Annotated in this window: 13 protein-coding genes and 1 riboswitch; of the genes, 1 reads left to right on the forward strand and 12 read right to left on the reverse strand. The window is 37.3% G+C overall.

All coding sequences use genetic code 11. The features are described 5' to 3' along the window. Nucleotides 1–4 precede the first annotated feature (4 nt). The 11 genes from MKX78_RS17295 to MKX78_RS17345 form a co-directional block, all read right to left on the reverse strand. Entirely contained in the window at nt 5–598 is a 594-nt protein-coding gene (locus MKX78_RS17295) for an XTP/dITP diphosphatase (RefSeq protein WP_307312697.1), read from the reverse strand. Between the two features lie 101 nt (nt 599–699). Then, on the reverse strand, nt 700–1,770 hold the full coding sequence (locus MKX78_RS17300; RefSeq protein WP_095372356.1) for a GerMN domain-containing protein: 1,071 nt from the start codon (nt 1,768–1,770) through the stop codon (nt 700–702). A 115-nt stretch (nt 1,771–1,885) separates the two neighbouring features. After that, entirely contained in the window at nt 1,886–4,030 is a 2,145-nt protein-coding gene (gene recQ, locus MKX78_RS17305) for a DNA helicase RecQ (protein WP_341051706.1), read from the reverse strand. Nucleotides 4,031–4,165: 135 nt separating this feature from the next. Next, nucleotides 4,166–4,963, reverse strand: a complete 798-nt coding sequence (gene racE / locus MKX78_RS17310) for a glutamate racemase (protein ID WP_095372355.1) — start codon at nt 4,961–4,963, stop codon at nt 4,166–4,168. Nucleotides 4,964–4,975: 12 nt separating this feature from the next. Next, nucleotides 4,976–5,434 carry a MarR family winged helix-turn-helix transcriptional regulator gene (locus MKX78_RS17315; protein ID WP_095372354.1) on the reverse strand — a complete coding sequence of 153 codons (459 nt, stop codon included), beginning with the start codon at nt 5,432–5,434 and terminating at the stop codon, nt 4,976–4,978. Nucleotides 5,435–5,651: 217 nt separating this feature from the next. After that, the gene (locus MKX78_RS17320; RefSeq protein WP_066191568.1) at nt 5,652–5,876 is read right to left on the reverse strand and encodes a helix-turn-helix domain-containing protein; all 225 of its coding nucleotides are present in this window, start codon (nt 5,874–5,876) and stop codon (nt 5,652–5,654) included. A gap of 148 nt (nt 5,877–6,024) precedes the next feature. Next, nucleotides 6,025–6,492, reverse strand: coding sequence for an acyl-CoA thioesterase (locus tag MKX78_RS17325; RefSeq protein WP_095372353.1), 468 nt, complete (start codon nt 6,490–6,492; stop codon nt 6,025–6,027). Nucleotides 6,493–6,861: 369 nt separating this feature from the next. Then, nucleotides 6,862–10,740 (reverse strand): 5'-nucleotidase C-terminal domain-containing protein, encoded by a 3,879-nt coding sequence (locus tag MKX78_RS17330; RefSeq protein ID WP_341051708.1) that lies wholly within the window; start codon nt 10,738–10,740, stop codon nt 6,862–6,864. A 291-nt stretch (nt 10,741–11,031) separates the two neighbouring features. After that, entirely contained in the window at nt 11,032–11,805 is a 774-nt protein-coding gene (gene sdhB / locus MKX78_RS17335; protein ID WP_095372351.1) for a succinate dehydrogenase iron-sulfur subunit, read from the reverse strand. 32 nt (nt 11,806–11,837) lie between these two features. Then, nucleotides 11,838–13,589 (reverse strand): succinate dehydrogenase flavoprotein subunit, encoded by a 1,752-nt coding sequence (gene sdhA, locus MKX78_RS17340; protein WP_341051710.1) that lies wholly within the window; start codon nt 13,587–13,589, stop codon nt 11,838–11,840. A 72-nt stretch (nt 13,590–13,661) separates the two neighbouring features. Beyond that, nucleotides 13,662–14,270, reverse strand: a complete 609-nt coding sequence (locus tag MKX78_RS17345) for a succinate dehydrogenase cytochrome b558 subunit (RefSeq protein WP_095372349.1) — start codon at nt 14,268–14,270, stop codon at nt 13,662–13,664. Between the two features lie 447 nt (nt 14,271–14,717). Here MKX78_RS17345 and MKX78_RS17350 point away from each other — a divergent pair, with 447 nt between their 5' ends. Next, nucleotides 14,718–15,194, forward strand: a complete 477-nt coding sequence (locus tag MKX78_RS17350) for a YslB family protein (RefSeq protein WP_233435215.1) — start codon at nt 14,718–14,720, stop codon at nt 15,192–15,194. Between the two features lie 96 nt (nt 15,195–15,290). On the opposite strand, the gene MKX78_RS17355 is transcribed toward MKX78_RS17350, so the two are convergent. Next, entirely contained in the window at nt 15,291–16,520 is a 1,230-nt protein-coding gene (locus MKX78_RS17355; RefSeq protein WP_307312694.1) for an aspartate kinase, read from the reverse strand. Between the two features lie 154 nt (nt 16,521–16,674). Further along, a riboswitch (Lysine riboswitch) is annotated at nt 16,675–16,855 on the reverse strand. Nucleotides 16,856–16,902: the final 47 nt, after the last annotated feature.

The raw sequence follows: 16,902 nt of genomic DNA on the forward strand, positions 1-16,902 counted from the left end.
CTCCTTAAAGAATAGTTGGAAGATCTTTTTCTAATTGCTTTAATGCTTGTCCTCTATGGCTAATGGCTGCTTTTTCTTCTGATGTTAACTCTGCCATCGCCTTATTCTTTGCATTCGCCCAAAAGATGGGATCATAACCAAAGCCATTTGTTCCTTTTCGTGCATAAAGAATTTTACCTTCACATGTCGCCGAAACGGTGTATGTTTTCTTTCCAGGGATAGCTACCGCAAGTGCACAATAAAACCGAGCATCCCGCTTCTCTTCCGGTACATGTTTCATTTCTTCAAGTACTTTATCTATATTCGCTTCATCATTTTTATCTTCCCCTGCATAACGAGCGGAAAATATTCCTGGGCGTCCTTCAAGTGCATCAATTGATAATCCGGAATCATCAGCAATCACCGGTCGATTCATTAAGCGCGAAATCTCTTCTGCTTTTAAAACGGCATTTGCTTCAAAAGTCGTACCCGTTTCTTCCACATCTGGCATATCAGGATAATCATGTAATGTTTTCACTTCATAACCGAGTGATGCAAACATTTTTTTAAATTCTTCTGCTTTGCCTTTATTCTTTGTCGCAATAATAATCTCAGACATATAGCGTTTCCTTCCTTTTATGTTCGTCATAAAAAATAAAGAGAAGAGGAGGCCCCTTTCCTCACTCTTCTCATTTTACTATAAAAGGATGGTGATACCAATTAATAGCTACCTGTATTCACACTTTCAGGTCTTGAAACAGGCTCTAGCTTTTCGCCATCTTCATCAAGTAAATCAGCCTCGCCATTCACTGTAACAGCAACAGATTCCACTTCTGCTTGTTCTGTAAGTGATAACGCTAAAACTTTTAATACATTCTCGTTAATGACATTTTCTTCCCCACTAGAGAAAATCGATTCATCGAAATCGAGCGTAATCGTTCCATCTTCTACTTTAGGTTCACCTAATAAAGCAACTTCACTTGGTAAGACGGCAGAAAGTTTAGATCCTAAAGAAGGATTCCCTAACTCATCAATGATTGCCGTCACGTTATTGTCGACATTATTAGACACTCTTTTTGTTACTGGAACAAAGTATTTAGCATCTTCTTCGCCACCCATGTAATAAACGGTAACTGGTTTTGTATTTGTAATATCTGTGACAACAGAGTTATCATAATTGATACCGATAGAACGACTTACTTCTTCGCCAATCGGTGTACCATTGACTGGCATTTCTTTAATCGCATTCCCATTTATACTCAATTTCACTTGTTCTATTTCATCGAATTGGGTCAATGTCCATGTGACTGATTGCAGGATTCTTGCTTCATCTTCTGGATTATACTCAGCAAATTCCTTAGAAAAATCAACATGAGCCACTTTATCTTTCACATCAACCGTCATTTTTGTATCTGCTGGTAAGACTGCACGGAAATTATTTGGTAAGAGTTCAGTTACTTTTCCATCTACCACTAAATATTCTAACGCTTGTTTAGCAACAGAATTCGTACTTGGTAAATCTAATGTTTGTGATACAACATAACCATTATTGTCAATTAAGTATAATTCTGTTGGAATCGTTGTTGTTTCTGCCGCTTCATCAGCAGCTCCACTTTCCTCACCAGTCGTCTCTTCTGTCTCTACATTGGCATCTTCGTTATTAATGGACATTTCACTCGGTGGGTCAATTTTCTCTTTCTCCTCTCCACCAAATAATCCACAACCTGATAACAAAGCAGATGAAACTAATACAGCGGACACTGCGATGGTCGCTTTTTTATTTAAAGACATAACCTTTCCCTCCTAAGACAGTTTGTACTACATGTATACGAGCCTATTTACAAAATAGACCGCCTTTAGGAAAGAAAGTCTTCTATTCTTTTAGACAAATTTGGACAAAGCGTATTCAAACGAGACGATGTTTCGTTAAAACAGCCTTAATTTGAAAGTAATCAATTGTATCATCATTGATTTCATCTTTAATCGGTCTTAACTTTTCTACACCGACTTTATCTGCAGCTACAAGTACTTCCTCTTCTATCTGCTCATTGAAAACTTGATCCCAGTCAATCGGATGGCCCTCTGCTACCGCTCTAAAAATATGATTTTGAATCGTTATCGGTGAAAAGGAACGCTCTTTAGCAATCTCCGCAATCGTTTTACCTAATAGAAAGGCTTCATATGAATGGATATGACTTCCTGTCCCTTCAGCCGCCTTTTTATTTACTGGTGGTGTCTTCACAAAGTGTTGCTCTTTGACCTCTATGTCATTTTTTTCAGTAAAAATTTTTATCTCCTCTAGAAATGCTTCCCCATATTTACTAAACTTCATTTCACCAACACCTTTAATCGATAACATCGCTTCTTTAGTAGTAGGGAAATAAGTACACATTTCTTTTAAAGCTGTATCAGCAAAAACGACATAGGGCGGCACACCTTGTTCTTGCGCTAAATTTTTTCTTAACTCCCTTAGGATAGTAAATAACTCGCTATTTTCTTCACCAGCCGGACGTTCTTCTAGCTCTTTATCTTCAGAAATTTTCATAGATACTTGGGCTTCTCTTTTTAAAACCGGGACAGCTTCATCTGCTAATTTAACTGTCGGATATTGGCCATCTGTCATTGAAAGATAGCCTTCAGCAAGTAAATAATTAATCATATCAACAATTTGCTTTTCCGTCTTTTCTTTCATAAGCCCATATGTTGTAAGTGTATGAAAAGACAATTGCTTAATCCGCTTATTCGCGGACCCTTTTAACACTTGAGCTGTTAGCTTAACGCCAAAACGCTCTCCCATTCGCTTAATACACGAGAATATCATCATTGCTTCATTCGTAATGTCAACAGATTGTCTTTCATCTAAACAGTTAGAACATTTATTACATGACGAGACATCTTGATTGGCAAAATAAGCGACAATATAGGATTGCAAGCAACTTTCCGTATGACAATAATTCGTCATCTGTCTTAGTTTTTCATATTCTTGCTCGCGAAGGCTTGTTGACAGCTCGCTCTTTTCTATTAAAAATTTTTGTAGGAGAATATCTTGAGGTGAGTAAAGTAAAATACATTCACTTTCTTCCCCATCTCGTCCTGCTCTTCCGGCTTCTTGATAATAAGCTTCGATGTTTCGTGGCATATTATAGTGCACCACATAACGCACATCCGGTTTATCAATCCCCATCCCAAACGCATTGGTAGCAATCATCAACGTCACTTGATCATGGACAAATTTTTCTTGAGAGTGTTTACGTTTATCCTCAGAAAGACCAGCATGGTATCTTTCAACTTTATAACCTTTCTTTAGAAAATGTTCATATAATTGATCAGTTTGTTTTCTGCTAGACGTATAGATAATACCTGATTCTTCTTTTCTACTGGAAACATAGGCTTCTAAATACTTGCGCTTATCTCTTCCTTTTAACACTTGAAAAGAAAGGTTCGTTCGGGCAAAGCCTGTAACAAATATATGTTCTTTTTCTATATGCAATAAGCGACTTATATCTTCTTCTACATTTTTCGTCGCTGTCGCTGTTAATGCAGCAATTACAGGCGTTTCAGTAAGAGAGAAAATCCTGTCCACTACCGATCGATAACTCGGTCTAAAATCATGCCCCCATTGAGAAATACAATGCGCCTCATCAAAGACAATCATTGATAAATGAATCTTCTCCATAATCGTTAGAAACTCCATTGACTCCAGACGTTCCGGAGCTATGTAGACAAGCTTATATTCCCCTGCCAACAGTCGCTCTTCTGTTTCCGAATATTCCTTGTAAGAAAGACTACTATTCATATAGGCTGCAGGAATTCCTGCTTCAAGAAGGGCATCTACTTGGTCTTTCATTAGTGAAATTAAAGGGGAGATAACGATCGTCACACCGTCATTCATAAGTGCGGGAATTTGGAAGGAGAGTGATTTACCACCGCCAGTTGGTAGAATGCCAAGTACGTTGTGGCCATGATTTAAATTGTAAATAATATCTTTTTGACCTGGTCGAAAACTTGTATAACCGAAATACTTCTGCAAATGCTCCTCTGCTGTTTGCATATCCATCCTCACCTCATTCTTATTGATATATATTTAAAAGCATAACGCATATCGTTTCTTTCTCGCAATCTATTCATTTAAAAAACACCAAATACAACCAATGATTGTTCATTGATTATATTTGGTGCCTCCATATTATCCGAGTTGTATGCGCTCCACATCGTTTATCTCTCTATGCAACCATTTTGTTGCAATGTCTTTGAACATCGCTTCAGAACCTGTTGTGAAAAAACGGTGCTGAGGATCTTCTTCACTCGTGTTTAAAAAGCCGCGATCATAAAGAATCGTGCTTGCTTCTCGAGCGGTTTCATCTCCGGAACTAATCACGTTAACACCTTCACCCATCACTTGCTTAACAAGATTCTCCAACAGCGGATAATGTGTACAGCCTAATATCAATGTGTCTAAACCTTTATTTGTTAATGGCCCTAACGTTTCTAGAACGATTTTTTTCGCAAATACACTCTCGTACTCCCCACTTTCTACTAGTGGGACAAATTTAGGACAAGCTAGGCTATGAACTACCGTACGATTATTGATCCCTTTTAATGCGAGTTCATAAGCACGACTCTTCACCGTTCCCGCTGTACCAATGATGCCAATGATATGATTTTCTGTTACTTTTAGCGCCGTTCTTGCTCCAGGAAAAATAACGCCAATGACCGGAATTGGTAACTCATTCTTAATATCATCTAATGCAACAGCAGTCGCAGTATTACAGGCAATAATGAGCATCTTCACTTCTTTTTCTAATAAAAACTTCGTCATTTGCCATGTGAATTCTTTTACTTCTTCTCCAGACCTCGGACCATATGGACATCGAGCTGTATCTCCTAAGTAAATAATATTTTCATTAGGTAACTGACGCATCACTTCCTTTGCAACAGTTAACCCGCCAACCCCTGAATCAATAATACCTATCGGTTGTTTCACTTTCTTCTCGCCTCAATCTCTTTTCATATCTTGATGCAATTTTCTTAGATTCTCCCTTAAATGAACGACCTCTTCACCGGAAAAATCCTTTAATACTTCTTGCAAATAATCTTGCCTTTTGTCGATCACTTCTTCTATAATTCTTTCGCCTTCCTCCAATAAGTGGATTCTTACAACGCGACGATCATTAGGATCTTTCACTCTTTTTACCAATTCACTCTTTTCCATACGATCGACTAAATCTGTCGTTGTACTAAAGGCTAAGTACATTTTATTCGATAATTCTCCAATTGTCATGTCCCCGTCCTCTAATAACCACTGTAAGGCAATAAATTGCGGGGGAGTAATGGTATAATTGCTTAAAATTTCACGGCCATGTTGCTTAATAATTCCAGAAATATATCGTAAATCCTTTTCTATATCTGCTACAACTTCATTAACATGTTCATTTCTATGTTCTCTTACGTTCATTCACTACACTCCTATATATATCATCGAAATATTCGGTTATTCCGTTACTTTTAATCCTAATTTTATTGTCACCTTTTTCGAAGGAAAATTCAAGCGAGAACTGTAAGCAAACTAAAAAAATATGTCAAGAAAAGAAAAACGAGCATTGCGCCCGCCTAAAATAATAAAATTCTATTACATTGATAACCGGCAATCCAGACGGACTGCCGGTCTAAAATTATAACTCTAGCTCTCCCATACGAAGGAGCTCTACAACAGCTTGTGAACGCCCCTTTACACCAAGCTTTTGCATGGCATTAGATATGTGGTTCCGAACTGTCTTTTCGCTTATAAATAATTCACCAGCGATTTCCCTAGTTGTTTTATCTTGTACTAGCAGCTCGAATACTTCCCTTTCTCGTTTTGTGAGTAACGGCTTGTGAGTATAATCATTCTCCTTCAAGTATTGTAACCCTCCTTGCCTTTCGCCAGCCATGAATCGCGGGGTGGGTGTGTATTAGTCATCATATCATATGTATGTTAAACAATGAGAGTGACTGAAATTCTTGAAGTAGAGAATGTTTATTTTCTAAATGTACGCCTGTCCCTATCTAAGATTGAGGTACATTTATTTTCTCATGAAAAGCAAGCTTCATATCATCAGTCCACTGCGCACCTTTACCAGTTAATTTAGATACCTGAACAATCGTTCCTCTTCCTGTAAAGCAAATGTCACCATTCTCTCTTTTGCCCATGTAATGAATATCTACCGATGATTGTCCGATTCTGCCTGCTTTTACATAAATTAAGAGGTTCTCATCGAAGTAAACTTGCTTCATATAGTCACATTGAAGATCTGCAACGACAATAAATGTTTCGTTTTCTTCCTTCACCCAATCGTCCATAAGATTTAAACTTTTAAAATACTCAATGCGAGCCTCTTCAAAGTAAACAAATGGAACCGTATTATTTAAATGACCAAACATATCTGTTTCAGAAAAACGCACCTTAACAGGGTGAGCAAATATAAATTCTTCTTCCCATGTCACAAAATTTTCTATATAATCAGTTTTTTTCACTTTTAGATCCTCCTCGAAAATGAATGAGCATTCAGTCGTTCTTTTTCTTATTATAGCTTTTTTCACACAAATACTAAAGGAGAAATTCATACATAATCTTATGTTACTTTTTCTGATTTTGTAACTATAATTGCTTAATTGAGTCATTCATGTGAAAAAATGTTTAAGGCAGACCGTGTAAAACGTGTTTTTGGGTCATTTGAAAGGATTTCCTTTTCAAATGTAAAAAGCAGATAAAATGACTCAACAAATAATTTACCAACACTTTCTTATAAAAAACGAGAAATCTCAAAGATATGGAGTTAACACTACAATAAAAAACCCCAGCACAAACTTTTTTACGAAGTGTGTGCTAGGGCTTACTTTATCCTAAAATCCAAACCATTTTTTAATCATTTCCCAAATCCATCTTGTGAATTCTCTTACCTTATCCTTCAAGTGATCAATGATTTCTTGTTTACACTCAGACCAGCTAGTATCAGGGCCAGGAATACAAGCGCTCGGCTCTTCAGGGTTTTCAGGTTCACTTGGCTCTTCCGGATCTGTTGATTTGACTTCTGCAATAATTCTTCCTTCAACTTCCGGAGCTACCGGATTATTGTTTTCCAAATAGGTGGAAAACACATCATAATCCACTTCAAATAGTTCAGTAATTCTGCCCTCATCCTTGGCTTTTTTGAACATATCATATCCATCTCCACCATCGGCCGTGAAAGCGTTGGTCGCAACCGTATAGGTTTCGTCTTCATTGATTGCTATATATTCACCGTCTACTTTCACGTCAACGCCATGGACACGTTCACCCACTGGCTGTGCTTGGTCAAATTTAAAGCGAAGACCTGCCACTTGCATAAACTGGCCAGCACCTTCTTCAATATTTGCTACACTATGTTCTAAAGCTTGTTTTATTTCTTCTCCTGTTAAATCAAGGGTGACTAACATATTACCGAAAGGCAACACAGTAAGAACATCGCCAAGCGTAATTTCACCTTGAGCAATGGATGCACGAATACCGCCACCATTCTGCATCGCAATTTGTGTGGGCACAGATTCATTAGCTTTAGAGAGCATACCATCTGCAATCAAGTTTCCTAAATTGGTCTCTTTCGTACGAACATCAGTACGTTCACCATTCAAGGCAACTTCACTGTACCCGACTACTTCTTGTTTTAATTCCTCCAGCGGTTCACTTAACTCATCAAGTTTATTACGCGCCCATTCATCTTCTTCATAAACATATTCACCGTTCTCATCTTGACTAACGAGATCAAGTAATTCACCATTCCACTCTGACAGTACGCCTTCATCATCGAAAACAATGTCTAAAGAGCCTAAATATTTATGATATTCATTGGCTTGAACGATTAAAGTTGGTTCTCCATCTTCATTTTTTACAACTGGCTCTTCTAATGTCGTATGAGAATGTCCTCCAACAATCACATCGATACCTTGAACAGCTTCAGCTAATTCCTGATCTGGCGTATAACCTAAATGTGAAAGTGCAATAATTTTATTAATTCCTTCTTCTTCAAGCGCTGCTACTGTATTGCTAGCCATTTCAACTGCATCTTCAAAAACAATGGCTTCATCTGGGTTCGCCAAAAATGAAGTGTCCTCTGTTGTTAAGCCAAATAATGCTACTTTTTCGCCATCTACTTCTTTAATAATGGCAGGATAGATCTTACCGTTTTCTCCAGGATATCCAAACTCATTTACTTTTAATTGGCTTAAAATCTCATCATTCTCAACATTCACATTTGCACTAACAAATGGAAAATCCGCATTGGATACAAAGTCAGCCAACACTTGCGAATCTTTGTCAAACTCATGATTTCCAAATGTCATAGCATCATAACCTAAACGATTCATAAATTGTAAGTCCGCTTGTCCTAGGTACATATTGAAAAATAATGTACCTGAGAATACATCCCCAGCATCAACTAATAGTGTATTTTCTTTTTCATCTCTTAGTTGATTCACTGCAGTAAACAATCTTGGAACATTTTCTAAATGAGCATGGGTATCATTTGTATGAAGGATACTCATTGAGAATGGCCCCTCATTTTCCTCTTCTACCGCGATGTCTAACTCAACTAATAACGGATCATGATCACTAGCTCTACCATGCTCCTCCATGTATAGAGAATTGATATTTAAAATATCTACTTTGGCAGCTTCTGCTAAATGATTCGATACTAAAATATGATCAAGTACTTGCATATTTCCTTGGTAATTATACGTATACTGTTCGTTTTCCGGTAAAGTATCAACCATATTCGTTAACTCTTCACCTTTTAATGTTTCTAATGTGGGAGTGAATTGAAAATCATTCATATCCCCTAATACAACAACATTCGCATCTGGGTTTTTAGACTCTATATCTTTCACAAACCCATTTACAGCTTCTGCTAACTGTATTCTTTGTTCTTCACTCACTAATTCCGGAGGTTGATTCTTCCCAAATAGTGGTTCATCACCTGACTTAGAATTAAAGTGATTAGCAACGACAATCACATCTTCTCCATTAAATTCAAACTGTGCTGCTAGCGATTTTCTTGTATCTTGGAAAATTTCATTCGTCGGATCGATGCGACCTGGGTTCAATGTTAATTGACCGTCTTCATACGTAACTGCGTCGTTAGCCCCGCCTTTGGGTGCCTCTTTTAAAGTAACTCTTTCTGGATTATAGAGATATCCTACTCGGATATTCCCACCCGGCTGACCACCATCTTGCTTGTCTTCTGGTGCAATATCTGCCCAGTCATACGTCGGACCACCATTTGCGGCAATGGCTGCAATTAATTTCTCATAACTAGCTTTTGCAGTTGTTATACCATCATCAGTCGGCCCATTATCATCTTGTACCTCTACAAGACCAATAATATCCGGTGAATTTAACTCATTAACCATTGAATGCGCTATTCTATTTGTCTTTTCTTGGCTTGTACCTTCATAATAATTTTCAATATTATAAGAGGCAACTGTTAATTTTCCTTCATCCTTGCCAAGTTCTGTCGTTACTTCTTCTTTTTCCGATTCAATAAGATCTGGTAAAGAATCCATATCCACTAATACTTTAAAGTTGCTATAACCATAACTAATTACACCGGTGACTGTACCATCAAAACGATCACCCGTTTTAGCTACATAATTATCCTCTTCTAATAAAAGATGCAGTCTTTCTGGATTTGCATTATCTTCCGTTAATAAAACCCCACCTTGATCCGTATAGAGTTTATCCTCTTCTTGATTCGCAATGACAGGTATTTCACCATATTTTTGAGGTGCAACAACTTGAGGATTCTCCACTGCGACGCGCATACCCTCTAGACTCTCATAAAAATCGATACCATCTTCCTCAGGATCAAAAGATTGCATTTCATCATTATCAATAATATCATGAGGTATAGGAAGATCTTTGCCTAAAACAATTGCTTCTGGCAGGTCATTTCCTGATGATTCAATGCTTACCCTCCCATTTTGGGCATTGATTTCAGTCATGGCTAAATCTGTTTCTAACTTTTCACTATATCCGTCTAGAACCCATTCTTTCACAAGCCCATCCACTGTAACCTTATCTCCAACTTTTACTTGATGCGTAGGCTTGTAGACGAGAATCCCTTCTGATGTAAGGGGATTATCATCGGGTGTATCATCTTGCATATAAAAATTACTGTTATCTACTACTTTTGTTACAATACCTTGTACAGCTGTTACGTTCTGATTTACATAAGGAGACTCATGCCCCGCTCCTTGTATATCACCAATGCGCAGACCTTCAACACCATCAGATGGCTCTTCCTCTTCCCCATCATCAGGGTTTCCATCAGCAAATGTAAATGCAGTTGGATTTTTCAAGCCAGGTACGGTAAAATATGCTTCAAGATTGCCTGTTATTTGTACTTTTTCACCTATAATATCAGGGTTAGTCTGTAAGCCAAATGTCGCACGAAAGCTGCTAGACACTTGCACAGGTAAAATTTTTGACGAATCTTGTTCATTCGCATCATCAGCTATCGCAATATTATAGTCATTACTAAAAGGTGGATTAAAATTGTAATTATTCGTAGAAACTGTATGACCTACTATGTAACCTTCTACTGTTGCATTTCCTTCGTTATTTTCAATCGCTTCATTCACCGTCAATACATCTTCTTGTGCTGCTTGTCCCGCTAGAGGGCTGAAGCTAGAAAATATTAACATAAAAATCATCAATAAGGCCAACCATCGATTACTAGCTAATTTCATTCTGTTCCTCCTTCAAATTATTATTAATCTTTCAACAACTGAAATATACCAGTTTTTCTATGATTCGTGTTTATTTATAACAAAAATTCTACATTTTTTGCCAAAAATAAGCTGAAAGTACTTTCTTCATTCATCAATTAATAGGTATTTTGTTTTATTATTATGAATTTTCAGTACGAATTGCTTAATAACTATTAAAATATTGCTCCTTCAAACGAAGATCACACTCTTACCCTTTTACTGGATAAAAAAAACACTGAGGCTATAAGCCTCAGTGTTCTATAAAATCTATTACACACGGTCACTTCCAAAGAAGTTTTTGAAAGATTGTAATGTTGTATCACGGTTAAGCGCGGCAATTGATGTTGTTAAAGGAATACCTTTAGGGCAAGATTGCACACAGTTTTGTGAGTTACCACAGTTAGCAAGACCACCGTCACCCATAATTTCCTCTAAACGATCTGCCTTATTCATTTCACCCGTTGGATGAGAGTTGAATAAACGCACTTGAGAAAGTGGTGCCGGTCCGATAAAATCAGATTTGCTGTTTACATTTGGACACGCTTCTAAACATACACCACAAGTCATACATTTTGATAATTCATAAGCCCATTGGCGTTTTTTCTCTGGCATACGAGGCCCTGGACCTAAATCATATGTTCCATCAATCGGAATCCATGCTTTTACTTTTTTCAATGAATCAAACATGCGACTACGATCAACTTGTAAATCACGTACTACCGGGAATGTTTTCATTGGTGCTAAACGAATTGGTTGTTCTAATTGGTCGATCAGAGCTGTACAAGATTGACGCGGTTTGCCATTAATGACCATAGAACAAGCTCCACAAACTTCTTCCAAACAGTTCATGTCCCAAGTAATTGGTGTTGTATGCTCCCCTTTTGTATTTACCGGGTTTCTTCGAATTTCCATTAGAGCAGAGATCACATTCATATTTGGACGATAATCAAGTTCAAATTCTTCTACATAAGAATCTGAATCAGGACCATCTTGTCTTGTAATTTGAAATAATACGGTTTTAGACTTTACTGCTGCTTCTGACACGATTAATTACTCCCCTTTCATCGAGTTTTCTCTTAATGTTTCGTTGTATAGTCACGTTTACGTGGCTTAATCAAGCTGATATCCACTTCATCGTAATGGAATTGTGGCGCTGATTTGCCATCAACGAATTTAGCCATAGTTGTTTTTAAGAATTCATCATCATTTCGATCAGGGAATTCTGGTTTATAATGGGCACCGCGGCTTTCGTTACGGTTATATGCACCAATTGTAATAACACGAGCTAATTGAAGCATATTTTGTAATTGACGAGTAAACACCGCCCCTTGGTTACTCCATTTTGCTGTATCGTTAATGTTGATATTTTCATATCTCTCTAACAATTCAACAATTTTAGCATCTGTTTTTAATAAACGATCGTTATGACGAACAACTGTTACATTATCAGTCATCCATTCACCAAGTTCTTTGTGAAGGATATATGCATTTTCTGTTCCATCAAGAGACATGATTTTATTCCATTTCTCTTGTTCTTGTTGAACTGCACCTTCGAATAATGAAGAAGATAAATCTTCACTTGATTTCTCTAATCCTTCAATATATTCAAGCGCTTTTGGTCCAGCAACCATACCACCATAAATGGCAGAAAGCAATGAGTTAGCTCCAAGACGGTTACCACCATGTTGTGAATAATCACACTCACCTGCAGCAAACAATCCAGGGATATTTGTCATTTGATCATAATCTACCCATAAACCACCCATTGAATAGTGAACAGCTGGGAAGATTTTCATTGGTACTTTACGAGGGTCATCACCTTGGAATTTCTCGTAAATTTCAATAATACCACCCAATTTAATATCTAATTCTTTCGGGTCTTTATGTGAAAGATCAAGGTAAACCATGTTTTCACCATTGATACCTAGTTTTTGGTTTACACAAACATCAAAGATTTCTCGTGTAGCAATATCACGAGGAACTAAGTTACCGTATGCCGGATATTTTTCCTCTAAGAAATACCAAGGTTTCCCGTCTTTATATGTCCAAACACGACCACCTTCACCACGTGCAGATTCACTCATTAGACGTAGTTTGTCATCTCCTGGTATAGCAGTTGGATGGATTTGAATGAACTCACCATTTGCATAATACGCGCCTTGTTGATAAACGATTGATGCAGCAGAGCCTGTATTAATAATAGAGTTAGTTGATTTACCAAAAATAATTCCCGGTCCACCAGAAGCCATAATGACAGCATCTGCTGCGAATGATTGGATTTCCATTGTTTGTAGGTTTTGCGCTACTACCCCCCGACAAACTCCGTCATCATCAATGACAGTTCCCAAGAACTCCCAACCCTCATATTTTGTTACTAACCCTGCTACTTCGTGACGACGCACTTGCTCATCCAATGCATAAAGCAATTGTTGACCTGTTGTCGCACCAGCAAAAGCAGTACGGTGATGCTGTGTTCCGCCAAAGCGTCTAAAATCTAATAACCCTTCAGGTGTACGGTTGAACATAACACCCATACGGTCGAATAAGTGAATAATTCCAGGTGCTGCTTCTGCCATTGCCTTAACTGGAGGTTGGTTAGCTAAGAAGTCACCACCATAAATTGTATCATCAAAGTGAATCCAAGGAGAATCCCCTTCACCTTTTGTATTTACTGCTCCGTTAATACCACCTTGGGCACAAACAGAGTGAGAACGTTTAACCGGCACTAAAGAAAATAATTCTACTTGTCCGCCAGCTTCAGCAATTTTAACAGTTGCCATCAATCCGGCTAATCCGCCACCGACAACAATAACCTTTCCTTTACCCATATCTGACTCACTCCCTTAATACTAATACCTCTAAAAAAAACCGAACAAATTATAGAAAAATGTATGTATTCATTACACGAAAGCAAAAATAGCACGAATACCTACAATTGATAATGCGATAAAAATGACTAAAGTTACATAAGTTGAAATCAATTGTGATCTAGGAGATACTGTAATTCCCCAGCTTACCATGAAGGACCATAAACCATTTGCAAAGTGGAAAATTGCAGATAATACACCAACGATGTAAAATGCTAACATGAATGGGCTAGACAAAATATCAGCCATCATATCATAATTTACTTCGGCACCGAACATTGCTGCAATACGAGTCTCCCAAACATGCCAAACGATGAAAATCAATGTAATTACACCGGTTACACGTTGAACTAAGAACATCCAGTTTCGGAAAAATCCGAATCTTGAAGTGTTATTTTTTGCTGTAAACGCAATGTAAAGACCGTAAATTGCATGATATAACAAAGGTAAGAAAATAATAAATATTTCTAGGAAATATCTAAAAGGAAGACTTTCCATGAAATGTGATGCGCTATTAAATGCCTCTTCTCCCCTAGTTGCAAAATGGTTCACTACTAAGTGTTGGATCAGAAAGACCCCAACAGGTATAACTCCAAGTAATGAATGCAATCTGCGATTTAAAAACTCTCGATTACCCGCCATAAGTTTACCCCCTTGAATTTGTAGCATGACACGCTGAATATGTACATAACAAATCCTTCGCATCACTAAGAAAATGCAAATCATTTTCAAAACATTTATATGACATGTCCATTTTACTCCCATCGCCCATTAGCGTCAAGAAAACGGATACAGATTTTGTCGATATTACGAAAATTTTTTCTATTCTAGTTTCACTCAAAAAACCAATGATATAGTTTTTTCAACCCTATTTGGCGGTATATTAAAATAGCTTAAATCACGCAATAATATTCATATTTTACGCATAAAAATGCATTTACATTAGATTATTATTAGTGTTAAGATTATTCCCATAATTTACACCAGTTTTACAAACTAAAAATTTTTCCCTTTTCACTGTACGTATTCGTTTTTTCCAAGTAAATTGTATATATTAGACTTTATGAAAGAGGGGAGATTTAGCATAATATGCCATCTCAAGAAGCCCAAATAGAACAAACCGAAAACATGGCAGAATCAATTGAACCAAACAAAGAAATGATTTCATCCTTTGGCTATGAATTAATTAGAGAAGAACTTTTACATGATTTACTAGGTAAAGACGCACCAGATATCTTATACTGGGCAGGCAAGAGACTAGCACGTAAATATCCTCTTCAAACAGAAGAAGACTTATTCAGCTTCTTTGTCGAGGCTGGTTGGGGAAAATTAACGAAAAACCTCGAAAACAAAAAAGAAATCGAATACGAGTTGACAAGCGAAGTCATTCAAAAGCGCTGTAAAGAAAATACTCACGCAACATTCCAATTAGAAGCTGGTTTTATTGCTCAACAAATCGAACAGAAAAAAGAAGTGATTTGCGAAACATTCGAGCACCCACGTAAAAAGGGTGGAAAGGTCCTCTTCACAGTCAAATGGGATAAAAAGGACAATATCCACACTTAATAAAATATACTCAACAGTAAAAAAGGATCCAAACATCATTCTATTAAGGCGTCGAATGATGTTTGGATTTTCCTGTCTTATACTACTGTAGTTCATTTAATTTTTTATTAAATCCCCAGCTAAATTAAACGTTTGGTGTAAAGCTTGAGCGGCATTTAACATATGCGCTTGGTCGATTACAGCCGAGACTTTTATTTCAGATGTACTGACCATTTTTACAACGATGTTATTAGCAGCTAATACATTAAACATCTCAGCTGCTACTCCAGGATTTGAAATCATTCCTGAACCGACAATCGAGATTTTCGCCAATTGTGATTCCCATTCAATCTGATCATAACTTAATGCTTCTCGATTTTTTTCTAGTATTTTTACAGTCTCTGTAAGATCTTGGTTTTTAATTGAAAAAGATAAGCCTGATGATTTATCATCTGTAATACTTTGTATAATAATATCAACATTTATATGTTCTTTCGCCAAGATTGAAAAGATGGATGAAAGGCTTATTAAAGGGTCTTTAATCCCTAGTACAGATACCCTTGTAATATCATCTTCAAAAGCAACCCCTCTAACAACTAAGTTCTCTTCCATTTCCGCAACCTCCTCTATAATTGTACCTTCTTCTCGTTCCATACTAGAACGTACTTCAAGCTTTACATTGTAATTTTTTGCAAACTCAACTGCTCTTGGATGTAGAACGCCTGCACCAAGATTAGCTAATTCAAGCATTTCATCGTATGAGATAGATGGAAGCTTTCTTGCATTTTTTATATAGCGTGGATCAGTTGTGAATACACCTGTTACATCGGTGTATATATCACATTTGTCCGCTTTTAATACTGCTGCAAGAGCTACGGCTGTTGTATCAGAGCCACCCCGACCTAATGTCGTTATTTGGCCAGTCTCACTTAAACCTTGAAAACCCGCTACGATAACAATTCTCCCTTTCTTTAACTCTTGTGAAACAGGTTTTGTGTCAATATCAGTGATTCTTGCGTCACCATGTACTGATTCCGTTTTAATCCCTGCTTGCCAGCCCGTATAGGAAGTTGCCTCATAACCTTTTGAATTTAGTGCAATTGTTAATAAAGAGATCGTAACTTGCTCACCTGTAGATAACAACATATCCATTTCTCTCTTACTCGGAGCGGGTGATAATTCTTTTGCCATACCAACTAATTGATCAGTCGTTTTGCCCATAGCCGACACAACAACAACGATATCATTACCATTATTTTTTTCTTCAATGACACGGTTGGCTACATTTTGAATATGATCAACCGAGCCTACGGAGGTTCCACCAAATTTTTGTACAATTAAGCCCACTTTTCTCCCCTACTTTCAAGTCATTCGTTTTTATTCCCTGCCGCCTGTATGTACAACCAACACATTTCTACCCATATTCGGCATAAAAAAAAGCAATGAGATGAAACCCATCCCATTGCTGTGTAGTCAAACGTATGAACAATCTACGTACACACAGTGAGATAGCCCTCCAAGACAGATAGTCTTGACAATCCTGCATTTATTCAATGCAGAACCAGCGAAGAAAATATTGAGTCTTTCTTCACTTCGGCGAATATTCCCTTTCAAAGTCCTTCAAACGAAGCTCAATCTTCTAAGGAACTTTTACTAATGAAACTCGCACCTCTACCTTCACTTTCAAGTTAAAAAGTGATTTGATATAAAGTTAAAAACACTATACCAT

Source organism: Cytobacillus sp. FSL R5-0569 (assembly GCF_038007265.1).
GTDB classification, from domain to species: Bacteria; Bacillota; Bacilli; order Bacillales; family Cytobacillaceae; genus Cytobacillus; species Cytobacillus kochii.

Coding starts and splice junctions, on each gene's coding strand:
- MKX78_RS17295 (WP_307312697.1), bottom strand. CDS start 598: ATGTCTGAGATTATTATTGCGACAAAGAATAAAGGCAAAGCAGAAGAA.
- MKX78_RS17300 (WP_095372356.1), bottom strand. CDS start 1,770: ATGTCTTTAAATAAAAAAGCGACCATCGCAGTGTCCGCTGTATTAGTT.
- recQ (WP_341051706.1), bottom strand. CDS start 4,030: ATGCAAACAGCAGAGGAGCATTTGCAGAAGTATTTCGGTTATACAAGT.
- MKX78_RS17315 (WP_095372354.1), bottom strand. CDS start 5,434: ATGAACGTAAGAGAACATAGAAATGAACATGTTAATGAAGTTGTAGCA.
- MKX78_RS17330 (WP_341051708.1), bottom strand. CDS start 10,740: ATGAAATTAGCTAGTAATCGATGGTTGGCCTTATTGATGATTTTTATG.
- sdhA (WP_341051710.1), bottom strand. CDS start 13,589: ATGGGTAAAGGAAAGGTTATTGTTGTCGGTGGCGGATTAGCCGGATTG.
- MKX78_RS17345 (WP_095372349.1), bottom strand. CDS start 14,270: ATGGCGGGTAATCGAGAGTTTTTAAATCGCAGATTGCATTCATTACTT.
- MKX78_RS17350 (WP_233435215.1), top strand. CDS start 14,718: ATGCCATCTCAAGAAGCCCAAATAGAACAAACCGAAAACATGGCAGAA.